The 26221-nt window shown below is 69.2% G+C and carries 22 protein-coding genes; 3 read left to right on the forward strand and 19 right to left on the reverse strand.

Going from position 1 to position 26221, the window contains the following annotated elements; genetic code table 11:
- Positions 1–12: 12 nt before the first annotated feature.
- Together HUA76_RS27295 and HUA76_RS27300 are read right to left on the reverse strand one after the other, a co-directional pair.
- Complete coding sequence (locus HUA76_RS27295; RefSeq protein ID WP_141646611.1) at positions 13–852, reverse strand: 5'-nucleotidase C-terminal domain-containing protein; 840 nt, start codon at positions 850–852, stop codon at positions 13–15.
- On the reverse strand, positions 852–3869 hold the full coding sequence (locus HUA76_RS27300; RefSeq protein ID WP_174462485.1) for a TonB-dependent siderophore receptor: 3018 nt from the start codon (positions 3867–3869) through the stop codon (positions 852–854). Before HUA76_RS27300 ends, HUA76_RS27295 begins: the two co-directional genes overlap by 1 nt.
- A 115-nt stretch (positions 3870–3984) precedes the next feature.
- On the opposite strand from HUA76_RS27300, the gene HUA76_RS27305 reads away from it, so the two are divergent.
- On the forward strand, positions 3985–5541 hold the full coding sequence (locus tag HUA76_RS27305; RefSeq protein WP_174456805.1) for a ChaN family lipoprotein: 1557 nt from the start codon (positions 3985–3987) through the stop codon (positions 5539–5541).
- Positions 5542–5544: 3 nt separating this feature from the next.
- Here HUA76_RS27305 and HUA76_RS27310 read toward each other — a convergent pair whose 3' ends face one another.
- From HUA76_RS27310 to HUA76_RS27355, 10 genes are all read right to left on the reverse strand, one after another.
- Positions 5545–6480, reverse strand: coding sequence for a hypothetical protein (locus tag HUA76_RS27310; RefSeq protein ID WP_174462486.1), 936 nt, complete (start codon positions 6478–6480; stop codon positions 5545–5547).
- Between the two features lie 260 nt (positions 6481–6740).
- Entirely contained in the window at positions 6741–7127 is a 387-nt protein-coding gene (locus HUA76_RS27315; protein WP_141646615.1) for a hypothetical protein, read from the reverse strand.
- Between the two features lie 145 nt (positions 7128–7272).
- On the reverse strand, positions 7273–7806 hold the full coding sequence (locus tag HUA76_RS27320; protein ID WP_174462487.1) for a hypothetical protein: 534 nt from the start codon (positions 7804–7806) through the stop codon (positions 7273–7275).
- A 103-nt stretch (positions 7807–7909) separates the two neighbouring features.
- On the reverse strand, positions 7910–8704 hold the full coding sequence (locus HUA76_RS27325; protein ID WP_174462488.1) for a class I SAM-dependent methyltransferase: 795 nt from the start codon (positions 8702–8704) through the stop codon (positions 7910–7912).
- The gene (locus tag HUA76_RS27330) at positions 8694–9470 is read right to left on the reverse strand and encodes an SDR family NAD(P)-dependent oxidoreductase (protein ID WP_174462489.1); all 777 of its coding nucleotides are present in this window, start codon (positions 9468–9470) and stop codon (positions 8694–8696) included. The genes HUA76_RS27325 and HUA76_RS27330 overlap by 11 nt, the downstream gene beginning before the upstream one ends.
- A 150-nt stretch (positions 9471–9620) precedes the next feature.
- Positions 9621–10448, reverse strand: coding sequence for a 3-keto-5-aminohexanoate cleavage protein (locus tag HUA76_RS27335; protein WP_141646619.1), 828 nt, complete (start codon positions 10446–10448; stop codon positions 9621–9623).
- Positions 10445–10843, reverse strand: a complete 399-nt coding sequence (locus HUA76_RS27340) for a hotdog fold domain-containing protein (protein ID WP_371745792.1) — start codon at positions 10841–10843, stop codon at positions 10445–10447. Before HUA76_RS27340 ends, HUA76_RS27335 begins: the two co-directional genes overlap by 4 nt.
- Positions 10840–11625 carry an OAM dimerization domain-containing protein gene (locus HUA76_RS27345; RefSeq protein ID WP_174462490.1) on the reverse strand — a complete coding sequence of 262 codons (786 nt, stop codon included), beginning with the start codon at positions 11623–11625 and terminating at the stop codon, positions 10840–10842. The genes HUA76_RS27340 and HUA76_RS27345 overlap by 4 nt, the downstream gene beginning before the upstream one ends.
- A 4-nt stretch (positions 11626–11629) precedes the next feature.
- On the reverse strand, positions 11630–12106 hold the full coding sequence (locus tag HUA76_RS27350; protein ID WP_141646621.1) for a hypothetical protein: 477 nt from the start codon (positions 12104–12106) through the stop codon (positions 11630–11632).
- Positions 12103–13653 (reverse strand): lysine 5,6-aminomutase subunit alpha, encoded by a 1551-nt coding sequence (locus HUA76_RS27355; RefSeq protein WP_141646622.1) that lies wholly within the window; start codon positions 13651–13653, stop codon positions 12103–12105. Before HUA76_RS27355 ends, HUA76_RS27350 begins: the two co-directional genes overlap by 4 nt.
- Before the next feature lie 260 nt (positions 13654–13913).
- On the opposite strand from HUA76_RS27355, the gene HUA76_RS27360 reads away from it, so the two are divergent.
- Complete coding sequence (locus tag HUA76_RS27360) at positions 13914–15446, forward strand: catalase (RefSeq protein WP_174462491.1); 1533 nt, start codon at positions 13914–13916, stop codon at positions 15444–15446.
- 149 nt (positions 15447–15595) lie between these two features.
- Entirely contained in the window at positions 15596–16210 is a 615-nt protein-coding gene (locus HUA76_RS27365; RefSeq protein WP_174462492.1) for an ankyrin repeat domain-containing protein, read from the forward strand.
- A gap of 111 nt (positions 16211–16321) precedes the next feature.
- Here HUA76_RS27365 and HUA76_RS27370 read toward each other — a convergent pair whose 3' ends face one another.
- The 7 genes from HUA76_RS27370 to HUA76_RS27400 all read right to left on the reverse strand — a co-directional run bounded on the left by HUA76_RS27370 (position 16322) and on the right by HUA76_RS27400 (position 26181).
- A complete protein-coding gene (locus tag HUA76_RS27370) occupies positions 16322–17353 on the reverse strand; it encodes an L-erythro-3,5-diaminohexanoate dehydrogenase (RefSeq protein ID WP_141646625.1) in 1032 nt (343 codons plus the stop codon).
- A 195-nt stretch (positions 17354–17548) separates the two neighbouring features.
- Entirely contained in the window at positions 17549–18556 is a 1008-nt protein-coding gene (locus HUA76_RS27375) for an esterase family protein (protein ID WP_174456813.1), read from the reverse strand.
- A 24-nt stretch (positions 18557–18580) separates the two neighbouring features.
- The gene (locus HUA76_RS45615) at positions 18581–19711 is read right to left on the reverse strand and encodes a uracil-DNA glycosylase family protein (protein ID WP_174462493.1); all 1131 of its coding nucleotides are present in this window, start codon (positions 19709–19711) and stop codon (positions 18581–18583) included.
- 200 nt (positions 19712–19911) lie between these two features.
- On the reverse strand, positions 19912–21144 hold the full coding sequence (gene coaBC / locus HUA76_RS27385; RefSeq protein ID WP_141649046.1) for a bifunctional phosphopantothenoylcysteine decarboxylase/phosphopantothenate--cysteine ligase CoaBC: 1233 nt from the start codon (positions 21142–21144) through the stop codon (positions 19912–19914).
- 63 nt (positions 21145–21207) lie between these two features.
- Positions 21208–24186: a carboxypeptidase regulatory-like domain-containing protein gene (locus tag HUA76_RS27390; protein ID WP_174462494.1), complete on the reverse strand. Its 2979-nt coding sequence runs from the start codon at positions 24184–24186 to the stop codon at positions 21208–21210.
- A 154-nt stretch (positions 24187–24340) separates the two neighbouring features.
- Positions 24341–24763, reverse strand: coding sequence for a hypothetical protein (locus tag HUA76_RS27395; RefSeq protein WP_254614508.1), 423 nt, complete (start codon positions 24761–24763; stop codon positions 24341–24343).
- A gap of 131 nt (positions 24764–24894) precedes the next feature.
- Positions 24895–26181 (reverse strand): Stp1/IreP family PP2C-type Ser/Thr phosphatase, encoded by a 1287-nt coding sequence (locus tag HUA76_RS27400; protein WP_141649049.1) that lies wholly within the window; start codon positions 26179–26181, stop codon positions 24895–24897.
- Positions 26182–26221: the final 40 nt, after the last annotated feature.

The raw sequence follows: 26221 nt of genomic DNA on the forward strand, positions 1-26221 counted from the left end.
GCCCACCGGCACTCACCCGCCGGCGGGCCTCGCGGGCAGCGCGCAGTTCTCGAAGACGACGCGAGGCTCCTCGGAGAGCGCCTGGACGGGCGTGGGGTACTTCTCCCGCATGTACGCCGAGGCGATGTTCGCGTCGGTGCCGCCCAGCTTTCGCGCCTGCACCGGGTTCCGGTCAGGGTCCTGACCGGCATTGCCGAACACCGTGCCGTAGCCGTCGCCCCCCTCGAGCAGGAAGCTGGGCATGGCCACGCGATAGCGGATGCTCGCGTCGTCGCGAGGCGGCAGCGGAATCTGCTGCCCCCCCACTGTCAGCGCCCGCACCCGCTCGCCCTTGGGGCGTGAGCAGTCCACGCGCACCGACGTCCCCGCGGACACGTGGAGGAAGGCGCCGGAGGGCGAGGCGATGAGCTGTCCCTCCACGTACAGGGCGCCCACGCTGTTCTCCATCATCCCCACGACCTCGCGCTCGGTGAGGTCCACGGTGACGATGAGGTTCTCGAAGAGGATGACCTCGTGGAGTACGCCGTCGGTGAGCGGTCCCTTGCGCAGCGCCATGCGCGTGTAGCAGAGGCCCTCCGCGCGCAGCGAGCCGCCGTTGACGACGCCCAGCACGGCGGGCCGCACCGAGCCGTCCTCGGCATGAAGGAACGCGTCGGCGACCAACTGCGCCAGCGCGTTGTTGTCATGTCGGGTGAAGGGCTTGTCGAGCTGGACGTCCTGGCCCAGGTAGCCGACGACGGCATCCGGGTCCGCGACGAGCGGCTGGCACGAGTCGTTGTAGGAGATGCACCCGGCGAGAGGCGACGCCAGGGCGCACGCGAGCGCGGCGATGATGGACTTGGGGAGCGGCATCAGAAGTGGGCCCTCACGGTGAGGTAGCCGGACATGCCCTCGCGCGGGAGGCTCCCGGTGACGCGGTCCGGGCGGGGAACATCGTCGCGAAGGTCATGGTCGAAGACGTTGTGCGCCACCAGCGACACCTCCCAGATGTCGGCGATGGGCTCGCTGCGAATCTGCGCGGTGATGAGGCTGTAGGCGGGAATCTTGTAGCGGCGGACCAGCTCCAGCACGGAGCGGCTGTTGTTGCGTCGCTCCGCGCCCGTGCGCACCACCACGTCGAAGTTCACCCACGCGCCAATGGGCATGGACACGCCCGCGTTGAAGCGGGCCTGCGGCGTATCCGTGAGCAGGCGGGACTGCGAGGGCAGCTCCATGTCCTGCGCGCGGGAGATGCTCGCGTTGAACCAGGCGTTGGCGCGCTTGGAGGCCTCCAGGCGGGCCTCACCCTCGATGCCGTACACGCGCACGCCCAGCTCGCGGTTGCGCAGCGGGACGATGTTGCCGGACGTGTCCACCGGGATGATGGGCGAGTCGAAGAGCTCCAGGTACGCGTTGGCGCGCAGCCGCACGCGAGCCTCTCCGGCGGACTGGATGAGGTCGGCGCCCAGTTCGAAGGTGTCCACCGTGGAGGGCTGCAGGCGCGGGTTTCCCTCGAAGCGGCCCTGGTTGTAGGTCGTGTCCGGGATGCGCTCCACGAGTTCCTGGAGCGTGGGCGCGCGGAACGCTCGGCCGTACAGGGCCTTGAGCACCAGGGCGTCCGTGGCGGAGAACACCAGGCCCACGCGGGGATTGATGCTGGGCACGAAGCTGGTGCCGGTGATGGTGCCCGAGCCGTCCACGGTGGGCAGTTGCGTGGCGTCCACGCGCACGCCGAACGTGAGCGTCAGGGGGGCGATGACGGTCCACTGGTCCTGCGCGAAGAAGCCCACGATGAGCCGGCGTGACGCGGCGCCATCCGCGAGGCCCAGCAGGTCCGTGAGGCCCTCGGGCGCGGTGAAGCCTTCCGGGCGCACGCGCGCGTCCAGCGTGTAGTTGGTCTCGTAGTCGTAGTCGCCCAACGACTGCTGCTCCACCACCGCGCCCAGCGACAGCCGGTTGTTGGCCGACAGGGAGATGTCCGCGTCCACTCCGCCGGTGATCGAACGCACGGAGATGCGCGTGCGCTCCCGCAGGCCCTTGTCGAAGAGCTGGTTGGCGTCCGGGCCCGTGCGGAAGTTCAGGGGGGTGATCTGGAAGAGGCGGTCGGTGGACTGCTGGTCGAACCCGGCCCGCGCGCGCAGCAGCACCGAGGACCCGATGGCGCGCTCCCATTGGAGGTCCGCCATGAGGACATTCCACTTCAGCTCGGAGTCCTCGCCCACGGTGTCGAAGAGGCCCATCAGGGCGGTGCGGTTCTCGGTGAGGAAGCGCACCGAGGCCCCCAGGCGCCCCGCGTCTCCCATGGCGTAGGTGGCGCCACCGCCCAGGTTGAGGAGGAAGCGGTCATCCCGCGTCTTGCCCGCGGGGTCTTCCACCGCGCGAAGCCCCTGGGAGGTGGACTCGTCATCCAGGCCGTCGTGCTCGATGACGTTCGAGTCACCCGTCTGGTTCCACACGTCCGCGTCCGCGAAGAGGCGCAGGTCGCCGAAGGTCTCTCCCGCCGACGCGTGCCCGTTGACGGTGATGGCCAGGCGGTCGTCCTTCTCCGGGAAGCCTCCGGCGGAGACGGCCGTGCGCACACCATCCGAGGTGTCGGTGACGATGTTCACCACGCCCAGGAACGCTCCCGCGCCGTAGAGGGCGGAGCCCGGACCGCGGATGACCTCGATGCGCTCCAGGTTCTCCACAGGCAGGTTCATCAGCGCCTTGCCGTCGAAGAAGTTGTTGAGGCGATGGCCGTTGAGCAGGAACAGCACCTCGGCGTCATTGCGCAGGCCGCGCACCGCCGTGCGATGGAAGCCCTGCACGTCGCGGCTGATGGTGAGCCCGGGCACCACGTCCAGCACGTCGGCGACGGTGCGGGCACCCAGCGCGCTGATCTGCTCGCGGCCGAACGAGGCGGCGATGGCGGGCACCTTGCGGACCTTCTCCTCGTGGCGCGTGGCCAGGGCCAGGGTGTCCTCGGCGCTGTAGAGGGCCATGTCCTCTTCCAGCTCCGAGCGCGGCGGCGCGACGACCGCGCTCTCGCGCGGCGAGGAGGACTCTCGCGAGGATGACGTGTCGCGCGTCGAGGACTCCCGGGAGGAGTCACGCGAGGCCACGGGCTCGCGAATGGGTGCGTCGCGTGAAGTGCCAGCCTCTCGCGTGGGCGCGTCACGTGAGGCTCCGGTCTCGCGGGCGGTCGCGTCGCGGGAGGTCCCCGACTCACGCGGGGGCGCTTCTCGCGTCCCTCGAGTGGGCTCGCGTGAGGTGGTCGCGCTTCCTCGCGTCGGAGGCGGAGGCTCGCGCGACGTCGAGGGGGTGCGGGTGTCCCGCGACGACGCCTTCGGCGGCGGAACATCGGAGGGTAGATCCGCGGTGAGGGCCGCCATCGAATCGTCGTCGGAGGTGCTGCTCGTGGGCGGCGGCGTCCGGGTGCGCTCGGGAGGTGGCGTCCGGGTGGACGGTCGCTCGTCGGCGGAGTTGGAAGGCGCCGGCTCCGGCGTCGCGGGCCGGCTCGCGGTGGCGGCCACGTCACCCGCCACGAACACGCGTGCGGGCCGCGCGGCCGTCTGGAAGATGGGGATGCGCTCACCGTCGGCGGTGAGGCCCTCGACGTAGTACTCGACGCCCGGCGGCACCATGTGCTCGGCGGGGATGACGCCGCGATAGAGGTCGCCGTACTGGCGCTCCATCAGCACGCGGGCGAACGGCTCGCCCGGGCCGCGGTAGCGGACGTACATCTCCAGGATGCGACCGCCTTCCACGAGCGTGCCGTCCAGCCGCAGAGGCAGCTTGGGCTCGGCGCGGGTCGGTGCGGAGTGAAGAAGAGAAGGCTCCTCGGCACGGACAGGTACCGCCAGGAAGAGCACGAAGCTGAGGAGGGTCGCGCGCGCGAGTGTGTTCTTCAAGCTGAGGGGGATGGTCCATTGCCCCGATCCCCGAGTCAAGGAAGGGAGCCCCCGGGCCACTCGCCGCTGATTTTTTGCCGGGCCTTCAGGGCCGTGCGAGGGATCGCCGCACTCCATGCGCGACTCGCTCGCCCTGCACCTTGCCCTCTTCCGTCGTCAGCGGGCACAAATCGCCCGCGTGGTGGACGGGCAGACAGATGCCTTCCGCTCCTACGAGGCCCGCTACCGGCGGCGTACCGCCAGCTATCGGCGCGTCCTGCCGCTGACCGAGGTGCACCAGCGCGTGCGCGCCTCGGACGTGGTGTACGTGGGCGACTACCACACGCTGCCGTTGGCGCAGCAGACCTACCTGGAGCTCGTCGAACGCGCGCTCACCTCGGGTCGCCGCGTCGTCCTGGCCCTCGAGTGCATCGAGGGCCGACACCAGGCCTCGCTCGATGCCTGGCGCACGGGACGTCTCTCGGAGCGCTCCCTCCTGGCGCGGCTGGGCGGTGAAACGGAGGGTGCGGGCTTCGGCCCGGGCACCACGCTGCGCACGCTGCTCGCCTTCGCCCGGCGCCACCGCCTGGAAGTCGTGGGCATCGACCGGCGCGCCCAGGGTGAACGCTCGCTCGCGCTGAGGGATGCCTACGCCGCGGAGCGCATCGCGCGGGTCGCCCGAGCCGAGGACCGTCCGCTCGTCCTCGTCCTGGTGGGCCAGTACCACGTGGCGCCGTGTCACCTGCCCACGCAGGTGGAGCGCGCGCTCGGTGACGACACGCGACGAGGCCTCGTCGTCTACCAGAACGCGGAAGGCGTCTGGTGGCGGCTGGCCCGCGACGGGCGCATGGGCGTGGCCGAGGCGGTGGAGCTGGCGGACGACACCGTGTGCCTGCTCAACGCCTCCCCTGTCGTCTGCCAGCAAAGCTTCCTGGATTACCTGGAAGCAGAGGCCGGAGACTCACCGTTGATGGACCGGGGCGCCTCGGAGCGCTTCCGGGAGATGGCGGCGCTCATCGGCCGGCTCGCGGGTGTGCCGGTGGTGCGCGCGCTGGAGTCGGTGGAAGTCGCCACGGTGGCGGACGGAGACGTGCTGGCGCGCATCCAGCGGCGCGGGCGCTTCACGCAGGCGGAGCTGTCCCAGTTGCGCCGCCACATCCTGTCTCGGGAGAGCAGCTATATCCCCCGAGCGCGGACGGCCTATCTTGCCTCGCTGTCCTTGAACCACGCGGCGGAAGAAGCCGCGCACTTCGTGCGGCACTGCGCGGTGGGCAGCGCGATGGAGGCGCCTCGCACGGCGTCCGACGCGTTCTACGCGCGGTGCATGGAAGAGGCGCTGGGGTTCTTCGGCTCCCGACTGGTGAACCCGCGACGCACGTGTCTGGGGCTGGCCGAGTGGGCGAAGCGTTTCGGCGAGAGCCGAGGCGTCGAGCGGCAGGTCTCCGCCTTCGTGCTGGCGCACAAGGCCGCGGAGCTGGAGGCGCCCGAGGAGGCGGTGAAGCTGCTGCCCCTGCGCAAGGACCGCCTGTTCCATGGCGTCAGCCACGCACTGGGCTACCTGCTCGGAGACAGGCTCTACCGCGCGTTCGACGAGGGGCGCCTGGCGAAGGCGGAAGTCCGCGCCTTGTTCAGGGACCCCTTCGTGGAGGCGCGGACCGTGTACTTCACGTGGGCCGAGCGGCTGCGCGACTGAGGCTCACGGCGCCTGCTCGTGGGAGGCCTCCGGCTCCGGAGGCTTCGCCGCATCGGGCGCGGGCGCGAAGGTGCCATCCGACAGCAGGTCTCGCCTCGTCGCGGGATTGTCCTCGGTGACGACGCTGATGCTGCCATCCGGGAACAGGACGTAGGTCACCGCCGTGTCCACGTGGCCCACCGCCAGCGAGGTCAGCTCCGGATAGAGCATCAGCAGGGCCAGCTCCGTCTCCAGCGGCCCCTTGAAGTGCTGGTGCAGGTGGGCATCCATCCGCGAGGCATCCTCGGTGATGGGCGCGACGTCGACCGCGATGACGCTCGGGTGCAGCTTCACCTGCTCGCGCAGCGTCCTGCCATCCGGAGCGAAGCGGAACCGGAAGTCACCCCCGTAGAAGAAGCGCTTCGGATCTCGCGTCCCCTGCAGCGTGTACACGGTGATGTCGCCCGACGCCTCCCTGACGACCACCGGGTTGACGCTGGTTCGCCCGAAGGTCTCCACGGTGATCTGCTTCGCCGTCTTCACGGCCCGAGCCACGGGACTGAAGTCGACGGGAAGCGTGTCCACGGGGATGAGTTCCATCCATTCGGGCTCCTCGTGCGGCGCCTTCAACGCATAGGCCGGGATGAAGGTCCCCCCGTCATCCACCCGGCCGAAGAGGCCGTACCACGCGCCCTCGTGAGGCAGGGTGACGTGCATCTGCATCCGGGCGGGACTCAGGTCCACGTCCTTGCTCTCCATCAGCACGTCCGTGGCGCGAATGGCGGCACGCTCCGCCTCGACGATGTAGCGGGCGCGGGCCTGGACCCGGAGCAACTCCGCGTCGTCCACGGGAGTTCGAGAGGGAGCAGGAGCCGCGGCGTCGCCGAGGAACGCGCGCGACGAGTGCGCACCGCATCCGACGAGCGACACGAACACCACCAGGGACACCACCAGCCGCATGCGAGACCTCGTGCCACGAGTCTGCGCGATTCCCCAAGGTCCGTCACGCCGCGCGTGCGCGTCGTCGGCGAGGCCGCTTGCTTCCAATGCCGCTCTGCGCTCGTCGAGAATCTTCAGGCGGCCTCCGCCACGATCTCCATCTTGGAACCGCGGGTTCCGTGATGACGGCGGGAGGCGGGTGCGGCACGGCCCGCCGGGGTCAGCGACTGGCCTGTCTTGGGAAGGCCTCACGCTCCATGGGAACCCGCTGTCTTTCTGACTCAGGTCTTCGTGGGCGCGGTGGCCTGCACGGCGGCCTTCACCTTCTCGCGCAAGGCACGGACACGCTCACGCGCCTGGAGGCGCTGGTCCTCGGAGAGCTGACCGCCGGCCGCGTCACGCTGGGCCTTCAGCTCCTCTCGCAGTTGGCGGGCCTCCGTCTTGAACTGGTCCGCCTGCGACTGGGCGAGGCGACCTTCGGACACCGCGCGGTCCAAGCGGTGCTCCATCCGGGCGAGCTTCCGCTCTCCCTTCATGCCCTTGTGGCCATGCCGCCCGTGGTGGCCCTCCTTGCATTGCGGCGCGGGCGCGGTGTCCTCCGCGAGCACCGGAACGGAGAACAGGAGCGAAGCCGTGACAAGGGAACGCAGCAGGAAACTCTGACGCATGGTGAGGCTCTCCAGTGGGTTGAACTGGACGCGAGCGGCACTCCCGCTCGCGTCCTCGTTGCCTGGAAGAACCCCGCGCGGAGGAGAAGGTTAAATCCACGCTCCGGCACCGGGCTGGAGCACCTCCCCTCCCCCTTCGTGCTCGCTAGCCCGCCGTGCAGTCATTGAGCGCGTAGGAGAAGTCGCGCCGCGGCGTCTGGCCCGGGTCCTGGTTGACGACGCCGATATCCAGGAGCTGGTCCGACACCTCCTGGGTGGGTCCACCGATGACGAGCGACTGCCGCGTCACCTTCGTGGAGAACATGCCCATCTTCCCAATCGTCCCATTGGGCTCGCGGCGCCAGCAGCTCACGATGCGCGGGTCCGACGGGGCGAACTGGCAGGACGTGTACTGCCCCACCACCTCGCGCTTCAGGTAGATGCAGCGGCAGTCCCACGGGTCATAGACCTGCGTCGCCACCACGCCCTCGTAGCCCGTCGCCGTCTGCTTCAGCTCGAAGTAGCTGCCGTCCTGCGGGATTTCGCAGAACAACTTCACGTCACCCACCGCGCGGTCCTTCTTCTGCTCCAACACCGCGCCTGACTCGGACGACACCGGCGACGGCGCCGGCTCACAACCCGCGCCCAGCAGCGCGAGGCTCACGAAACAGAACGAGGAGATACGCCAGGGTGTACGCATTTGCGCTCCTTGCGGGAAGTCCTGGGGATTCCAGGACAACCCACATGGGAGTCTTTTCAGACCCTCAGCGCAACACACATTTGAGTCGCGAAGCCCTGGGAGCTCAGGGCGCGCTGGGCTTCACCGCGCGGGTGGCGATGAAACCCTCGAAGTATTCGGAGAGCTTGTCGCCCGCGACGTGCCGGTCCTCGAAGAAACCAGCGAGGAGGAAGCCCGCGTCGAGCTGTCCGCCCACCTGGTCCTGGAGCGAGTGCCCCACGCAGAGGGGCTCACCCTTGTCGGTGTACCTGCTGCGCTCGGCGTCCGTGAGGCTGGTGAAGTCCGAGTACGGCATCTTGTACTTGAGTTGCATCACCCCCTGCTCCTGGAGATCCGGGTCGAACAGGAAGATGACCGGGTTGCTGAAGCCCGACAGGAGCGCGCCGCCCGGACGCAGCACACGGAAGGCCTCGCGCCAGACGGGCCGCACGTCGTCCACGAAGGCGTTGGAGCACGGGTGGAAGATGAGGTCGAAGGTTCCGTCCTCGAATGCGGACAGGTCCTTCATGTCCCCCTCCACCAGCCGCAGCTCCAGGCCCTCCCGCTCCGCCACCTTGCGGTCCTGACCGAGCTGCGCGGGCGAGTTGTCCAACACCGTCACCCGCGCGCCCGCCGCCGCGAGCACTGGCGCTTGTTGTCCGCCCGCGCCCGCCAGACACAGCACCCGCTTGCCGGTGACATCACCGAACCACTCGCGCGGCACGGGCTTTGTCGGGGTGAGGACGATGCTCCACTCCCCTCGCTTCGCCGCGGCGATGACCTCTGGCGTCACCGGCACCGTCCACCGGTCTCCCGCAGCCACCTGCCGGTCCCACGCCTCGCGATTGTACTTCCGCACGTCCACGGACTCAGTCGTCATGCAGCACCCTTCCTTCCATGCCTCCCGCCACGGTGATGACTTCACCCGTCACATGGCCGGAGATGCGATCCGATGCGAGCGTCACCACGACGCGCGCGACATCCTCGGGCTGGCCCACCTTGCGCAACGGCATGGTGCGCGTCACCCGCTTCACGAAACCCTCGGCCTCCAGCTTGGCGCGGTTGCGGTCCACCTCCGTCCAGCCGGGGCAGACCACGTTGACGCGCCCCAGCGGGGCGATGCGGCCCAGCTCGTTCTTCAGGCTGCGCACGAAGCCGCTCGCGAGCGCGCCCTTCGCCGCCGCGTAGTCGGCGTGCCCGGCCTCGCCGAACAGACCCGCCGTGGAGCTGACGATGACGATGTTGCCTGCGCCCGTGGTGGACACGTGCCGGAGGAACGCACGGCAGCACAGGAAGACGCTGTCCAGGTTCTCCGCCAGCGTGCGGCGCCAGCGCGCCAGCGACATCTCCCAGACGGGCTCATCCGGGGCGGGCCACACACCCGCGTTGCACACCAGCACGTCCAGCCGGCCCAGCGCGGCCACCGACGCGGGCACGAGGGCATCCACCTCCGCCTCCACCGTCAGGTCCGCGCCCACCGCCGCGCCGCCCACCTCACTGGCGAGCTTTCGCGCCTGCGCCTCGCGAGAGCGGTAGTGCACCGCCACCTTCGCGCCTTCGTCGGAGAACGCTCGGACCAGCGCGGTGCCAATACCGCCCGCGCCGCCCGTCACCAGGACGCCTTTGCCCCTCAGCTCCGTGTCCATTCAGATGGTTCCTCGGAAGACATGGGGCCCTGTCGCGCCGGAATCCGGACAGACGGGTGGCGTCGGGCTGCTGCCGACGCGAAAGGCCCGCGGTTGCTGACATGGAAAAGAAAACCGCCGACGCGAGGAAGGCGCGTCGGCGGGAGTTCATCAGCTCAGGCGCAGAAGCTTGCGCGCCTGCTCTGGCGTCGCGGGCTCGCGGCCATGGGCCCGGGCGCGCTTGGCGGCCTCGGCCACCAGCTCCCAGTTGCCCTTCGCGAGCACGCCCTTGGACACGTAGATGTTGTCCTCCAGGCCCACCCGCGCGTTGCCGCCGCGCTTCGCCGCCTCGTCCACGAAGGGAAGCTGGTGACGGCCCACCGCGGCCACCGTCCAGGTGCTCCCCTCCGGCAGCGAGGCAATCATGAAGTCCAGCACCTCCGGCCGCGCCTGCAGCGTGCCCGGCACGCCGAGCACGAAGTCGAAGTGCGCCGGCAGGTCCACCAGGCCCTCCTTCGCCAGATAGCGGGCCTCGTCGAGCATGCCCACGTCGAAGCACTCCAGCTCCGGCCGGAGGCCCAGCGCCTTGATTCTCTTGGCGATGTCCCGTACCAGCGGGCGCGGGTTCCAGAACACCTCTTCGCCGAAGTTCACCGTGCCCGTGGTGAGCGTGGCCATGTCCGGCCTGTCCTCTCCCGTGAGCGTCAGCGGGCCACAGCGCTGGTCCACCGTCATGCCCACCGCGCCTCCGGTGGACGTCTGGATGAGCACGTCGGTGCGCTTGCGGATGGCCCGGATGGCGGCCCGGAACAGCTCCGCGTCCTGGGACGGTTTGCCGTCCGCGGTGCGCACGTGCAGGTGCACCATCGCCGCGCCGGCCTCGCGACAGCGCACGGCGTCCTCGGCGATCTCCTCGGCGGTGATGGGCAGGTGTGGCGTCTGCTCGCGCGTCGTCTCCGCGCCCACCATCGCCGCGGTGATGACCATGGGAGTGCTCATCGCTGGCCTCGCTGCTTGTCCTTGGGAACCACGCAGGTGCCCGAAGCACGGCACACCACGACAGGCTCCGGCAACAGGTCCGCCGCCGAATCATTCACATCCGTGCGAGGCCGGATGACCTTGCGGGCCTCGAAGCGCATCTTCCGCGACGTGTTGCCCGCACTGATGATTTCGCCCTCCGCCTCGATGAAGTCTCCCGCGTACACCGGCGCCAGGAACTCCACCGAGTCGTATGCGCGGAACAGGCCCTCGTCGCCGTCCGCCCGGATGCACAGCTCCGTGGCCACGTCGCCGAACAGGCCCAGCATGCGCGCGCCGTCCACCAGGTTGCCGCCGTAGTGCGCGTCGTGGCTGCTCATGCGCAGGCGGATGATGGCCTTCGTCCCAGTGCTCACGTCGGCTCTCCCTGGTAGTGCGCGTCCTTGGGCTCCTTGCCTTCCTTCTTCAGGAGCGCATGGACAATGTAATTGGCCACGTCGGACGGCTTGGTGCCCGGCCCGAAGCCGGCGTCGAAGCCCAGCTCCAGCGCCAGCTTGTGGTCCACGCGCGGGCCACCCAGGAGCAGTTGCACCTTGCCGTGGATGCCCGCGGCCTTCGCCGCGTCGATGAACTGCCGCGAGTTGTCCTTGTGCACGTCGCGCTGCGTGACGACCTGGCTCACCAGGATGGCGTCGGCCTTCTTCGCCATCGCCTTCTTGATGAGGTCCTCGTTGGGCACCTGGCTGCCCAGGTTGAACGCCTCGAACCCGGGGTAGCGCTCCAGGCCGTAGTCGCCCGCGTAGCCCTTCATGTTCAGGATGGCGTCGATTCCCACCGTGTGAGTGTCCGTTCCCGTGCACGCGCCGAACACGACGATGCGACGGCCGACCTTCTCCTTGATGAAGGCGTTGAGGTCGTCGAAGGACATCTTCTTCACGACGACTTCCGGCACGTCGATTTCGGCGTAGTCCAGGTACATGCCCGAGCGGGCGTACACGATGAAGAACGTGTAATTGTCGGCGGCGCGCTCGGCGGCGGCGACCTTGACGTCGGAGAACCCCATCTTCTTCGTGAAGACGGCGGCGGCCTCCTTGGCCTTCTCCGACAGGGGCACCGGCAGGGTGAACGACAGCTGCACCACGCCGTCGTCCCGACGGTCTCCGTAGGGACGGATGATCTGCTTGCTGGGCTTCACCATCGGATCATTTCCCCCCGGCCCGCTGAATCTTCACGCTGGTGCCCACCTTGTCGGCGAGCGCGGCGAAGCGCTCCTTCTTGCGCTGCTCCAGGTGGAAGACGACCGACCACGTCGTGCGCCCATCGCACCCGACGTACGTCACCGTGTCCACCACCCCGCCGTTCGTCGAATTGTCCGAGTCCAGCCGCTTGGCCGCCGGCTGCCCGCCCACCTTGAGGCGCTCCCAGTTGGCCCCGCCGATGCCGGCGACAATCTTGTCCACGCAGACCTGGGCCTTCATGCCCGCCGTCTGCACCGAACCCACGTCCACCAGGAAGTACGCGTCGCCGCTGGGCGCGGTGAACTTGGTCGTCCCGTCCTCGACGGAGCGGTTCCACGCGGCGGGCACCTGCACGCCCACGTTCTTCACCTGGAACTGCGCCAGCGAGTCCGCCGAGCCGCCCGCGGCCATCACCACGGTCAGGATGGTACCGAGCATCATGTTGCCTCCAGGATTTCCAGGAACGGGTTGAAGTAATCGGGAGCCTTCTCCATCACGCCATCCAACCCCTTGCCGCCGGTCTCCTCGCGCTTCACGTCGCCGAAGTGACCCTTGCCAATGGCCGCCACCATGCCCTCGTCGCGGCACTCCTGGAGCAGCTTCATCGCCTGGCCGAACACCTCGCGGGCCCGGTTGGCGATCTTCCCGTCCTCGCGGACGGTGAACTCCTCGTCGATGCCCCGCGCGGCGCGGTGGATGTAGTTGGCGGACTTGAGCGCCACGAAGCGGTCCGCGAGCAGCGGCGTGTGCATGGCCTCCGTCATCATGCCGAGCAGCTGGATGCCCTGCTTCGTCCAGATGGCCACCAGGTCCGCCATCACGTCGTACGCGTGGCTGAAGAAGATGTCCGTCTCCTTGTGCTTGGTGGGCGGCATGTACTTCAGCGGCGCGTCCGGGAAGCAGCGGCGCACCAGCATCGCCTGCGACAGCTCCAACAGGAGCGTGTCGTCCCGGTAGGGGTCGATCTCGTACGAGTGACCGATGCCCAGCTGCCAGTCCTTGAGGCCCGCGCGCTTGGCGAAGCACTCGTTGATGAACTGGCTGGCGATGACGGTGTGGGCCGCGTCGTACGCATCCGCGGTGGTGATGTAGTTGTCCTCTCCGGTGTTGATGATGATGCCGGCGAGCGCGCAGATACGGCGGCTGAAGTACTGGTCGATGAAGGTGCGCCGCATGTTGATGTCGCGGAAGAGGATTCCGTACATCGCGTCGTTGAGCAGCATGTCCAGCTTCTCGTAGGCCGCGCAGAAGGCGATCTCCGACATGCACAGGCCGGACGAGTAGTTGGTGAGCTGGATGTAGCGCTTGAGCTTGCGGCTCTCCTCATCCAGGGCCTCGCGCATGATGCGGAAGTTCTCCTGGGTGGCGTACGTGCCGCCGTAGCCCTCCGTCGTCGCGCCGTGAGGCACGTAGTCCAGCAGGGACTGCGCGGTGGAGCGGATGACGGCGATGACGTCCGCGCCGGCCTGGGCCGCGGCCCGAGCCTGGTCCACGTCGTCGTAGATGTTGCCCGTGGCGACGATGACATACTTGTGCGGCGCCGGCGACATGGGGAACTGCTGGCGGAGCGCGTCGCGCGCGGCGAGGCGGGACTTCATGTCCTCCAGGGCGGAGCGGGCTTCCGCGCGCACCTCGGCGCGGAGGTTCTGTTCGACTTCCGGAGACAGGGGACCCAACTTGTCCGTCGGCAGCGCCGTCAGCCGCTCCACGGCCTCCAGCGGGCTCTTGGCGCCCAACTGGAGCGCCCGGCCATACCAATAGGCGGCGCCCCGGTTGAGCACCCCGGCGGCCTTGAGCTTGTCGACCATCAGGTTGGCGAGCGGAACCCCCCGCGCGCCGGCCCCGGAAATGCCGAAGAAGCGCAACACGGTGCGCTCGATGGATACAGTGGTGTTACGGCGGATGAGGTCGAAGATCGGGTTGACGATCTCTTCCGCCAGAGTGCGCGCGTGCGCAATCTGCGCGTCGTCAATGAACGGGCCAGGCATCCGCGCACCTTACCCGCCCAAACGCCTACAGGAAGCGCCGAAGCAGACCCCGAACGCGCTGCCGCACCGCATTATCGGTTCTGGAGCCAACGCACCGAAAAAGCGATGATCCCCTGCACCGAGCAGGCGGTGTTTCCACCGACATGCCGGTGAGTGGCGCTGTTGGCTTCGTGACAAGCCTTTGGATTTATTGGAATCCAGGAATCGGCACGGCGCGTGCTCTGGAGCGGTCCGCCTCATCCCCCGAGAGGAGACTTCGAATGAAAACCCGCTCCCTGTTGCTGTCGGCCGTGTTGCTCAGTGGTCCTGCCTTCGCGGCCAATCCGCCGCCCCTCACCACGGACACCGGTGCCGCCGTGGGCACCAATCAAAGCTCCAAGACGGCCGGCCCTCGCGGCGGCATCTTGCTGGAGGACTTCCACCTCATCGAGAAGTTGGCCCGGTTCGACCGCGAGCGCATCCCGGAGCGCGTCGTCCACGCGCGCGGCACGGGCGCCTACGGCGTCTTCGAGAGCTACGGCAACTTCTCCAACCTGACGCGCGCGTCGGTCTTCTCCAGCAAGGGGAAGAAGACGCCCCTGTTCGTGCGCTTCTCCACCGTCATCCATCCGTCCGGCTCGCCGGAGACGCTGCGAGACCCACGCGGCTTCGCGCTCAAGTTCTACACGGACGAGGGCAACTGGGACCTGGTGGGCAACAACCTGCCCATCTTCTTCATCCGCGACGCCATCAAGTTCCCGGACATGGTGCACTCGCTCAAGCCGTCGCCCATCAACAACAAGCAGGACCCGAACCGCTTCTTCGACTTCTTCTCCCACATCCCCGAGTCCACGCACATGCTGACACAGGTGTACTCGGACATCGGAATCCCGGCGAACTACCGCCAGATGAACGGGCACGGCGTCCACGCGTTCAAGTTCGTCAACGCCAAGGGTGAGTACCGCTACGTCAAGTTCAACTGGGCCTCGCAACAGGGCGTCAAGAGCCTGACCTCCGAGGAGGCCGCGCGCACCGCGGGCGAGGACCACCAGCACGCGACGACGGACCTGTATGCGTCCATTGGCGCGGGCAAGTTCCCCGCGTGGGAGCTGTCCGCGCAGGTGTTGGACCCCAAGGATTTGGACAGCTTCAGCTTCAACCCGCTGGACCCGACGAAGATCTGGCCGGAGGACAAGGTGCCCTCCATCAAGCTGGGCAAGTTCGTCCTCAACAAGATGCCGGACAACTTCTTCGAGGAGACCGAGCAGGCCGCGTTCTCCCCGGGCGTACAGCCCTCCGGCATCGAGCCGTCCGAGGACCGCCTCCTCCAGGGCCGGCTCTTCTCCTACGCGGACACGCAGCGCTACCGCGTGGGTGCCAACTACCAGTCCCTCGCCGTCAACCGCTCGCGCGCCGCGGTGAACAGCAACAACCAGGCGGGCAGCATGAACATCGCCAACACGAAGTCGGACGTGAACTACGAGCCGAGCATCGCCCGTGAGTCGCAGGAGTCCCCCGCCGACCTCTTCTCGCGCGCCGCGCTGTCCGGCACCACGCAGCAGCAGCCCATCGAGAAGACGGACAACTTCTCGCAGGCGGGCGCCTTCTACACGGCGCTCGACGCGGCCGCGAAGGACCGGCTGGTGAAGAACCTGGCCGCGGACCTGGGTCAGGTGCGTGACGCCCGCGTGAAGGCGCGCATGGTCGGCCACTTCTACGTCGCCAACGCGGAGTACGGCACCAAGCTGGCCAACGCGGTGGGCGTGAAGGTGGATGACGCTCGCGCCGCCGTGGCCCCGCTCGCCACGCGCTGAAGCTCGCGGTGATTCACACGGGTCTCGGCGCCAGGGTGTCGCCGGGCCCCCTTGAGAGACGGCCGGGGCGTGGCCAGGGAAGGCGCGCTCCCCGCGAGGTGGCCTCCCCCGCCCCGGCCTTCTCATCCGACTTCGTCTGGAGGACGACCATGTTTCGCAAGGTGCTGCTCGGAGCCCTCGGTCTCCTGGTGCTGGTGTGCGCGGTGCTGACGGCCGCCTGGTGGTCCCTGCGCGCGGAGCCCGCGCCCCAGGGGCGGATGCTGGCCACGAGCGAGGCGGAGAACTACCTGCTCGCCGCCGCGCGCGTCGGTGACACGGAGATTGTCACGGGGTTGCTGAAGGCCGGAACCCCCGTGGAGGCTCGCGACTCGCGGGGCTTCTCGCCGCTCATCCTCGCGGCGTACCACGGCCATCTGGACACCGTGCGCGCGCTGCTCGCGGCGGGTGCGGATGCATGCGCGGGCGACAAGCGCGGCAACACGGCGCTGATGGGCGCGGCCTTCAAGGGCTACGGCGACGTCGTCGCGCTGCTGAACCAACAGCCGTGCGCCGTGGACCAGGCCAACAGCCTGGGCCAGACGGCGCTGATGTTCGCCTCCCTCTTCGGGCGGCGGGAAGTCGTGGACCAGCTCCGCGAGAAGGGCGCCTCTCCCGAGGCTCGCGATGCCAGTGGCCGGAGTGTCGGCGACTGGGCGCGGACGCAGACCGAGCCCCAGGCACCCGTGGCGCCCGAGACCGATGGCGCGTCCTCCGCCGCGAGGTAGTGCGACACGACGCTCACGTCGCGACCGATGGCCTCGCGGAGGATGCGGCGACAGGGGCCTGACGCGCGGGGAGCAAGCCGCTCTGGACGGGCTTGCGCCCCGCTGGCTCGCTCAGACGTAGCGCGTGGCGAAGAGCTGGAGCAGCGCCGGCTCCGTGCGCAGCAGCGCCAACGTCAGCGAGGCATGACCGGGCACGTAGCCGTTGCCCACCAGCATGGTGACGTCCTTGCCCACGCCCTCGGCGCCGAGCGCCGCCGTCGTGAAGCTGGTGGCCATGGAGAAGAAGATGGCCGTGCCGCCATCCTTCACCGAGAGAATGGTGGCCATCTCCGTGTTGCCCACGCTGGCGCAGTTCACCACCAGGTCACAGAGCTGCCCATCCGTGGCCTGGCTCACCGCCTCCATCACGTCCACGCCCTGGGTGGCATCCACCTTCAGCGCCACGTCACACAGGCCGATGGACGACAGCATGTCGAGCGCCGCCTGGGACACGTCCAGCGCGATGAGCTTGCCCCGGCTCTCCAGGTTGCGCCGCGCCTGCGCCAGACACAGCGCCCCGCTCTTGCCCGCGCCCAGCACCGCCACCGTCATGCCCGGCCGCACGTAGCGCGCCACCAGCGCGGGCGCGCCGCACACGTCCAGCGCCGCCAGCGCCAGCGTGTCCGGGATGTCCGACGGGAGCTTCGCGTAGATACCGCTGGCAAAGAGCACCGCGTGCCCTCGAATGTCCAGCCGGTCGATGTCCACCTGGACGGCCTTCACCTCTTCAATCACCAGCGGAGTCAGCGTCAGGCTCACCAGCGTCGCGATGCGGTCTCCAATCTGGAGCTGCCCCTTCGCCGGGTGCTTGGCGCCAATCTCCTTCACGCGGCCAATCAACATGCCGCCCGAGCCCGTGACGGGGTTCTGCATCTTCCCCCGCTCCCGGACGATCTCCTGGATGCGCTCGCCGATGCGCGCGGGGTCGCCGCCCACCTCGCCCTTGATCTGCTTGAAGGAGGCCGCGTCGATGTTGAGGCTCTCCACGTCGATGAGCACCTCCGAGTCGCGGCACGGCAGCGAGGGGTCCAGCTTCCGCGCACGCTGCGGCAGCACACCCTTCTCACCGACGACGCGAGACAGCCCGTAGAGGTCGTTGCTCATGTTCCCATCTCCCTGAAGGTCTTCCCGCACCTGCCACCGAGCCACCGTGGCGCGCGGGCGCTCTGCCTCTACCCGCTCCCCTGGGGCAATGGCCAGCGCAACGTCACGCTTCCGAGGGATGACGTCACGCGGCAATCAGTCCCGGGGCCCCACGTCCCATGAGGCCCGTCCAGGACCGACGCCGCGCCCGGTCCGCTACTCCCGCGCGAGCTTCGGCAGGAGGACCGACAGCGACCGCTCGAAGCGATAGCTCACGCCGGAGTGGCCGTCCTCGAACTCCTCGTGCACCAGCTCCACGCCGGCGTTCTTGAGGTCGTCCGCCAGCATCCGCGTGCCCCAGCGCATGTTGAACTCGTCTCGGGTGCCGCAGTCCAGGAAGACGGTCTTCATCTTCCGGTAGGCGTCCAGGAACTTGGGCACGAAGCGCACCGGGTCATGCACCAGCCACCGGTTCCACACGTCGATCTTCAACCGGCCCGTCTGCGCGTCGAAGGGCAGCTCCAGGTTGAGCGGCTCTCCCTTCTTCGGCGAGTACGCCGCCGCCATCGCCAGCGTGTTCACCACCGGAAAGTCATCGCCGCGCATCTTCGTCTCGCGCACGCGCTGGCGGAACTCGCCCTGCCAGGCCTCGATGCCTCCGGCCTTGAGGAGCACGCCCGCCGCCTTCGGCAGGTCCGGCAGGTAGCAGTACTCGAAATACGAGTCCGCGGAGTGCGCGCCCAGGTGCGAGAAAATCTCGGGGTGGTAGCGCCCCATCACCAGCGCGCCATACCCGCCCGAGCTGTGTCCCAGCACGGCTCGCGACGCCGCCTTGGGCAACGTGCGGAAGGTGCGGTCCACGAAGCCGACGATGTCCTTGGCCAGGTAGTCCCGGTAACGGCCGATGGCGTCGCTGTTGATCCACTGGCTGCCGCCCAGGGACGTCCAGCCATCCGGGAACACGCCCACCACCGGCGGCACCGCGCCAGACTCGATGAGCGCGTCCAGCCGCTCGGGCACGCTGGGCGCGAAGCCCGAGGCATTCGTCCAGCTGCCGCCGCCACTGCCAAACGCGTGCAGGAAGTACACGGCCGGATAGCGTCGGTCTCCCTCGCCATACCCTGGCGGCAGGTACACGGTGAGCCGCCGCCGAGCCGGGTCGCCCAACGGATTGGACTCCAACGCGGGCGACTGCACCTCGCGCGTTTCCAACAATCCCCTCATCTGAGTCTCCCCCCCGAGGCCCCGCTATGCGCGCGAGCCCGGGTTCTTGCCGAAGATCTTCATCACGGCTTGCAGGTCCTCCCACGCCTTGCGCTTCTCCGCTGGATTGCGGAGCAGGTACGCGGGGTGGAAGGTGGGCATGAGCTGAATGCCCTCATAAACGCGCCAGGCACCACGCATTCGGGTGATGGGCGTCGAATCGCGCAGCAACGTCTGCGCCGCGAACTTGCCCAGGGCCACGACGACCTTGGGCTGGATGGCAGCGAGCTGCGCCCGGAGGAACGGCTCACACGCGGCGATCTCGTCCGGCTCCGGATTGCGGTTGCCTGGAGGCCGGCACTTCACCACGTTGCAGATGTAGATGTCGTCGCGACGGAAGCCCATCGCCTCGATCATCTTCGTCAGGAGATCTCCCGCGGCGCCCACGAAGGGAACGCCCTGCAGGTCCTCGTTCTCGCCCGGCCCCTCGCCGACGAACACCAGCTCCGCGCGAGGATTGCCCGTACCGAACACGATGTTCTTGCGGCCCGAGCACAGCTTGCAGCGCTGGCAGTCCCCCAGCTCGCGACGCACCTGGTCCAACGTCGGCCGCTCACCGTCGACACTCCCCGGCAGCACGGTGGTTCCGCCCGGAGACGACCGGGGAACGTCGAGCAGCATTCCGGCGCTCGCGGGAGCGGAGGGACGAGACAGCGGCGCGCGTGCCGCCACGGGCGCCTCCGCACGAGGAGGCGGGGGCGCATCGACGAGCGGACGCGACACGGGCGCCGCGCGGCTCGAATCCGGGGGACTCACGGGAGGGCCGGGTCGACGCTCGGCCATGGGGGGCGCGCTGGGAGGCGTCGCACCGGGCGGCACCTGCGCGGGGCCGGGTCGGCGCTCGGCCATCGGGGGAGCGACGGGGGGCGTCGCACCGGGCGAGCCCTGCACGGGGCCAGGTCGGCGCTCGGGCGCGGCAGCCGTGGGCTCGGCCGCACCACCGGGCCGAGCAAATCGCGAACGCATGGAGGGGGCGAGGCGCTGAAGCTCGGCCGCCGCCTTCGCGTCGATCATCAGCAACCGGCCAGCACCGTCCTCCTGCCAGAGCAGGTGACGGCGCACGTCCTCGAGCACGGCGCTCAGTTCCTGCGAGGCATCGGGCGAGTCGTCGTTCACGGTGGTGGATCGGTATCGGACGACGGGACCGAGCGCAAGGAAGCGGTCATCCTTCGCGACCGTACGCCTCTCGCCACGGCGGGCCCACCGGCACCCACCGGGTCAAGTCCTCGCTGGGCCCACACATCGCGTCACAGACCTGTCGCTCGGACGTCCTGGAGCGGCATTCAGCCCTGTCCGTCGATTCCAGGCCCCGCCGCTCAGCCGTTCGCCGGGCGTTGTTCCACCAGCAGCAGTTCGAGGATTCCCCGGGCCACCGCGTCCTTGGTGCCCTGGAGCTCTCGTGGCGAGCCGGCGCGCGTCAACACCGTCACCCGGTTGGTGTCGGTGCCGAAGCCCGCGCCGGGCGCCGTCACGTCGTTGGCGACAATCGCGTCCAGGCCCTTGCGCTCCAGCTTCTCGCGTGCGTGCTCCAACACCCGCTCTGTCTCCGCGGCGAAGCCCACCAGCACCGGACGCCGCGCCTGCCCCGCCACCTTCCGCGAGGCCTCCGCCAGCACATCCGGCGTGCGCACCAGCTTCAACGTCTCCGGCCCGGAGGCGGCGCCCTTCTTCACCTTCTGCGCGGCCCGAGTCTCCGGGCGCCAGTCACTCACCGCCGCCGTGGCGATGAATACGTCCGCCTCTCCAACCCTCCCCAGGACCTCGCGCGCCATGTCCTCGGCGGACACGACGTCGACGACTTCCAGCCCCGCGCGGTCCACCGCGCCCACGGGCCCCAGAACCACCGTCACCGAGGCGCCCAGCGCACGCGCCGCATGCGCCAGCGCCAGTCCCATCTTCCCCGTGGAGGGGTTGGAGATGAACCGCACCGGGTCCAGGAACTCGCGCGTGGGGCCCGCCGTCAGCAACACCCGCTTGCCCGCGAGCGGCCCCGGGGCGAAGCGCGCGGCCACTCCCGCGACGATGGCCGGCACCTCCGCCAGCCTCCCCTCACCCACGTCGCCACAGGCCAGCAGGCCCGCGCCAGGGCCGACGAAGGAGAAGCGCGCATGTGCCAGCAGCGCCGCCACGTTCTCCTGCGTCATCGCGTTGTCCCACATGGCCACGTTCATCGCCGGGGCCAGCACCACCGGCCCGCGGAAGGCCAGCAGCGACGTCGTCACCGCGTCGTTGGCCATGCCCGCGCGCACTCGCGCCAGCAGGTCCGCCGTCGCGGGAGCCACCACGAAGGCCTCCGCCCAGCGCGCCAGGTCCAGGTGCCCGAAGTTCCCCTCCTGCGAGGGGTCGAAGTAGTCGGTGAGCACCGGATGCCCGCTGAGCGCCTGGAAGGTGAGCGGGGTGACGAACTGGCGAGCGGACTCCGTCATGGCCACCCGCACCTCGGCGCCCGCCCGACCCAGCTCGCGCACCAGCTCGCAAGCCTTGTACGCGGCGATGCCACCGGCCACGCCCACCACGATGCGACGGCCCTTCAGTGCCGATACGTCCATGCGGCTTCCTAATGCGCCCGCCCGTCGGCTCGCAACCGAAGCAGTGCCCAAGCCACCGACGCGTCAACGCCCCAGCGTCAATTCGCCCCGCGAGGGCACATCCACCACGCGCACCTCCGGGCCACCGGGCGTCTCCACATGGAACGCGCCCCACACCACCGTGTAGCGGCCGGGAGGCAGGCCCGACACGATGACCTGCTCGGTGCGAGGCTGATAGACGAGGTGCGCCCACCGCGAGCGCATCAACTCCTGTGCGGGCGGGTTGCTCGACACCGGGACTTCTCCGGCCACCACCCAGAGCGCCTTGCCCCGCTCGGGCTTGAGCTGCACCGTGAGCGAAGCGCTCCCGGGCGAGGGGCCCAGGTCCAGGTGCATCTCCGCGCCGCCCACCTGGACCACCAGCGCGGGCTCCCCCGAGTACTCGAGTCCCGAGCCCAGCATGAACCGGTAGCTGCCCGGCGCCACGTCCACGGAGTAGCCCCCGTCAGGACCGGTGACGATGGTGAGCGGCTCGCCTCGGTCGCCATTCACCGCCTCGACTTCGATGCCCGCCGCCGGCTGTCCTCCCGGACGGAACACGCGACCACTCAGGCGCGTGGCCTGCTTCAGCGTCAGCTCCAGCGCGGCGCGATTCCCGCGCTCCACCGCCTGCGTTCCGCTCAGCCGGCCCTTGCGCGCGGAGACGGTGTAGCGCGCGACATAAGGGGGGCTCGCCAGCGTGAAGCGGCCGTCCGGTCCCGAGAGCACCGACTCGTCGCACACCTCGCAGGAAACCACCGCGTCCGCCACCGGCCCTCCGCTCGCGTCCCTCACCAGGCCACTGATGCTCGGCAGCTTCTCCAGCACCAGGTCGCCCAGTTCGGGTGACACCGGGCGGTCCACCATGAGCGGCTCGTAACCGGAGGCATCCACCGCGACGATGACACGGTCGCCCGCGGTGGGCAGCGCCAGTTCGAAGCGGCCATCCGGGCTGTCCACCTGATGCTCGTCCATCCGGAAGCGACGCACCGGAGCGCCGTCATCGCCAACGACGCGCCCCCGGAAGACATCGCGCTTCTTGAGCACCACCTTCACCGGCGGCCCGCCCGCCTTGCCTTCCGCGCGCTCCGTCTGGTCATAACCGGAGTGCTTCACCTCCAGGCGGTAGCCCCGGTCCGGGCGCAGTGAGCGGAACTCGAAGTGGCCCCGCGCGTCGCTGATGACAGGCTCCGCGCCCCGCGGCACCACCGACAGAGAGGCACCCGCCACGGGCGTGCCTTGCGTGTCCACCACGTCGCCCGTCAGGGGCGCACCGGGCTTCAGCTCCGCCTCCAGCTTGAGCGTCTGACCCTCCACCACCGTCACCTGCCGCCGCTCGGAGGGCTGGTAGTCCGGATGCGAGGCCACCATCGAGTAGGACCCTTCCGGAAGCCCGCGCATGGGCACGACGCCATCGGGGCCGGAGGGACGGTCACTCCGGAAGATGCCCTCCTGATCCACCCACAGCACCACGTCCGCGCCTTCCACGCGCCGACCGCCGGATGACACCGTCACCTCCAGCGCGGCATGAGGCTCCAGCGGAAGCTCCACACCGGAAGCCGGCGCCGTCACCTTCACCTGACCACCGCCCCACTCCGAATGGTGCGCGTGCAGTTCATACAGGCCCGGCGTGGGCACCTGCGCCGCGAAGCGCCCTTCCCCATCCGCCAGCACCGACTCGCCCGTGGGCTGCACCAGCACCGACACGCGGGGCGCGGGACGTCCATACTCGTCCATCACCCGTCCGGTGATGAGCGTGGCGCGCTCCAGTTCCAGCTCCAGGGTCGTCTCGCCCTTGCCCACGCGAGCGGGCAGCTGAACGTCGCGGAAGCCTTCCGCCTTGCCCTCCAGCAGGTACTCGCCCACGGCCAGTGGCCCCAGCTCCACCAATGCGCCCGTGGCCGCGCGCTCACGCCGGACGAGTTCGCCCCGCGAGGTGCGCAGCATCAGCTCCGGAGTGGGCACGGGCTGTCCGGCCTCGTCGACCACCGTGACGAGCAGCTTGCCCGCCTCCTCCAACTCCAGCGTCACCTGCGTCACGCGCGCGTCGAGCGTCAGCGTGCGCGGGGCCGAGCCCAGACCCGGGGCCTCCGCCGTCACCACCAGTTCGTCCGGATACAGGCCGGTGAAGCGCACCACCTCGCCTTCGGTGCGCAGCTCACGCGACAGATGGTCGGCACGAAGGCGCACCGTCGCGGCCGCGGGCTGGCCCTGTCGCATGACGCGAACCTCGAGCGTGCGCGCGGGAGTCAGCTGCAACCGCACCGGCTGCGGCCCCGCCTCGACGTGAGCCTCCACGGCGGGCAGGTAGCCTTCCGCCATCGCCAACACGTAGAAAGGCCCTTCGCCCAGGCCATCCAGCGAGAAGGCCCCTTCCGCGCCGGACTCCGCCTCGAAGGGCAGCGGCACGCGACGGGAGACGGCGTGTACGCGAGCGCCCTTGAGCGGCTGCCCCGCTTCGTCCACCACCTGGCCTCGAATGGAGCGCAAGGGCGGGAGGTACAGCTCCACCGGGTCTCCCGGGGCCGCCCTGTCCCTCAGCGCCACACCCAACCCCGAGGCGCGAGCCCACACGGAGAAGGACACACCAACGAGGTGCTCGAAACGGAAGCGCCCTTGCTCGTCCGTGCGCACCGTCGCGCGTGGACTGAGAAAGCCTCGCTCCTGCTCGAAGAAGGCGAGCGTGTGCAACGCGGACTCGCGGGCCGGGCAGGACAGGAGCGCCTGGTCGCACTCGTCGCAGCGCACGTCCGCCAGCGTCCGCTCGGCGCTGGCCGCGAGGAACACCTCCGCCCCCGACACGGGCTTGCCCGACGCATCCAGCACGCGGCCGGTGAGCGCCAGGCCCTCCTGGCCTCCCGAGGAGACCTCCACCGCGGAGAACTCGGGCAGCGACTTCGGCGTGGAATCCAGGGACGCGGCGGACGCAGGGCTCCGAGGCCCACTCTCGGAATGGGACCAGAGCCAGGCTGCCCCGGCCACCACCAGGGCGGAAATCACCCCTATGAGAATCCAGTTGCGCATGCGCACGTCACTCGGACCTTAGCCCGCGGCCGGGCCCGGAACGGGTGATTCCCTCCGGAAATTCCGGACCCCGTCCTCTCCCGGACGCTCCCCCCATGACGCGTTCCCACCCGGTGGCCTGCGTTGCCACCGGGGAAACACCGTCATGCGTTGGTCACTGCTTCGTGTCGTCCTCGAGCGCGTCCAGTCGCTTCTCCACCCGCTCGAAGCGCGCGTTCGTCGTATCCGCCAACGAGCCGAGCAGCCGAGCCATGCGGCCCGCATGTGTCTCCATCCGCTGGAGTCCACCGGACAGGCCACGAAGCTCACCCGCCACCGTCTCCATGTGCGTCATCATGACGTCCATGTTCGCGCGCAGGGAGTCCGTGCTCGCGCTCAGGGAGTCCACGTTCGCGCGAAGCGATTCGATGTTCGCCTGCATCGCGCCCATGTTGGCCTGCATCACGCCCATGTCCTCGCGCATCACCCCCATGCTCTTCAGCACGAAGCCCATGCTCGAGGCCATGACTCGCGTATGCGTCCGCGTGGTCTGCATCTCCTCCCGGAGCTCCGCGACCTCGCCGATCAACCGCACCATGACATCCCGCCCCACCGCCCTCGCCATCCGACCTCCCACCATGGTTTGGCGGGAAGCTACATGGCGGGTCTGACGAGGACCGGACGAGACAACGGAACCACGACGGGTGCGCTGGCTCATGGTCGGTCTCCTCACTCTTCAGCGAAGGGCTGGATGGCCTGCGCCACGGCGAGCTCCTGTCGGGCCTCGCTCAACTCCGAGTTGGTCGCGCGCAGCCGGTCACTCAGCACCTGCACGAAGCTCCAGAGCATCTTCACCGCGAGGATGGACTCGCGCTTCATCAGCCCCATCAGGTCCGGACGGGAGATGACCATGGTGCGCGTGGGCTCCGTCGCGCGCACCGTCGCCGAGCGCGGCGCGTTGTCGATGAGGCCCATCTCTCCGAAGTGGCCGCCAGAACGCAGCTCGGCGATCTCCACGCCGTTCTTCTCGATGGCCACCCGGCCCCGGATGACGACGAAGAGCTCCTCGCCCGGCTGCCCCTCCACCACGATCTCCCGCCCCGCGGGATAGGTGCGCGTGGTGGCGATGGACAACACCGCCGTCTGCTCCTTGTACGTGAGGTGACGGAAGAGCGGAATCTTGCGCAGCGCCTCCATGCGCGACTGCGCTTCGCTCGTCTCCTCGTTGGCCATGGCGGCGCTGTCGCCCGCCACCTTCACCACCACCGCGGTGATGTTGTCCTTGCCACCGCGCTCGTTCGCGATGTCGATGAGCCGCTTGGGCAGGTCCGCCGGCTGAAGCCCCGACACCAGCGGCAGCATCTCCTCATCCTCGACATAGCCGTGCAGGCCGTCCGAGCAGAGGACGAACATGTCGCCGGGCACCAGGTCCACGATGAGCGTGTCCACCTGGACGGATTCCTGGATGCCCACCGCACGCGTAATCACGTTGCGGTACTGCGACGTCGCCGCCTGCTCCTTGGTGATGGTGCCCGCCTTGAGCTGGGCGGCGACGAGCGTGTGGTCCTCGGTGAGCCGGTGACACTGCCCGTGCCGCACCAGATAGACGCGGCTGTCGCCCACGTGGCCGATGACGGCCTTGTTGCCGCCCACCGCCAGGCACACGAAGGTCGTCCCCATGCCCCGCTTGGTCGAGTCCGTCATCGCCGTGCGGTAGATGTCCGCGCACGCCCGCTGGACGGCCACTTCCACCAACGCCGCCGCCGCCGAACGACTGTCCGCCGTGGGGTTGTTGCCCAGGTCCTTCAGCAGATGCCGGTTCGCGGTGATGTGCTGCTTGACCACCTCGGTGGCCCGATTGCTCGCCACCTCTCCCGCCGCGTGCCCGCCCATGCCGTCGGCGACCACGTACAGGCCGAGCGGCACGTCCACCAACATCGCGTCTTCGTTGTGCTGCCGCTTGCGGCCGACGTCGGTCAGTCCGAAGGCTTCTGTGGTCAAGGCCACCGCGAACACTCCCGTGTGTGACTGTAGGCGACTCCGCACGTTATGCAGG

Origin of the sequence: Myxococcus sp. CA056 (assembly GCF_013336715.1) — a bacterium.
GTDB classification, from domain to species: domain Bacteria; phylum Myxococcota; class Myxococcia; order Myxococcales; family Myxococcaceae; genus Myxococcus; species Myxococcus llanfairpwllgwyngyllgogerychwyrndrobwllllantysiliogogogochensis.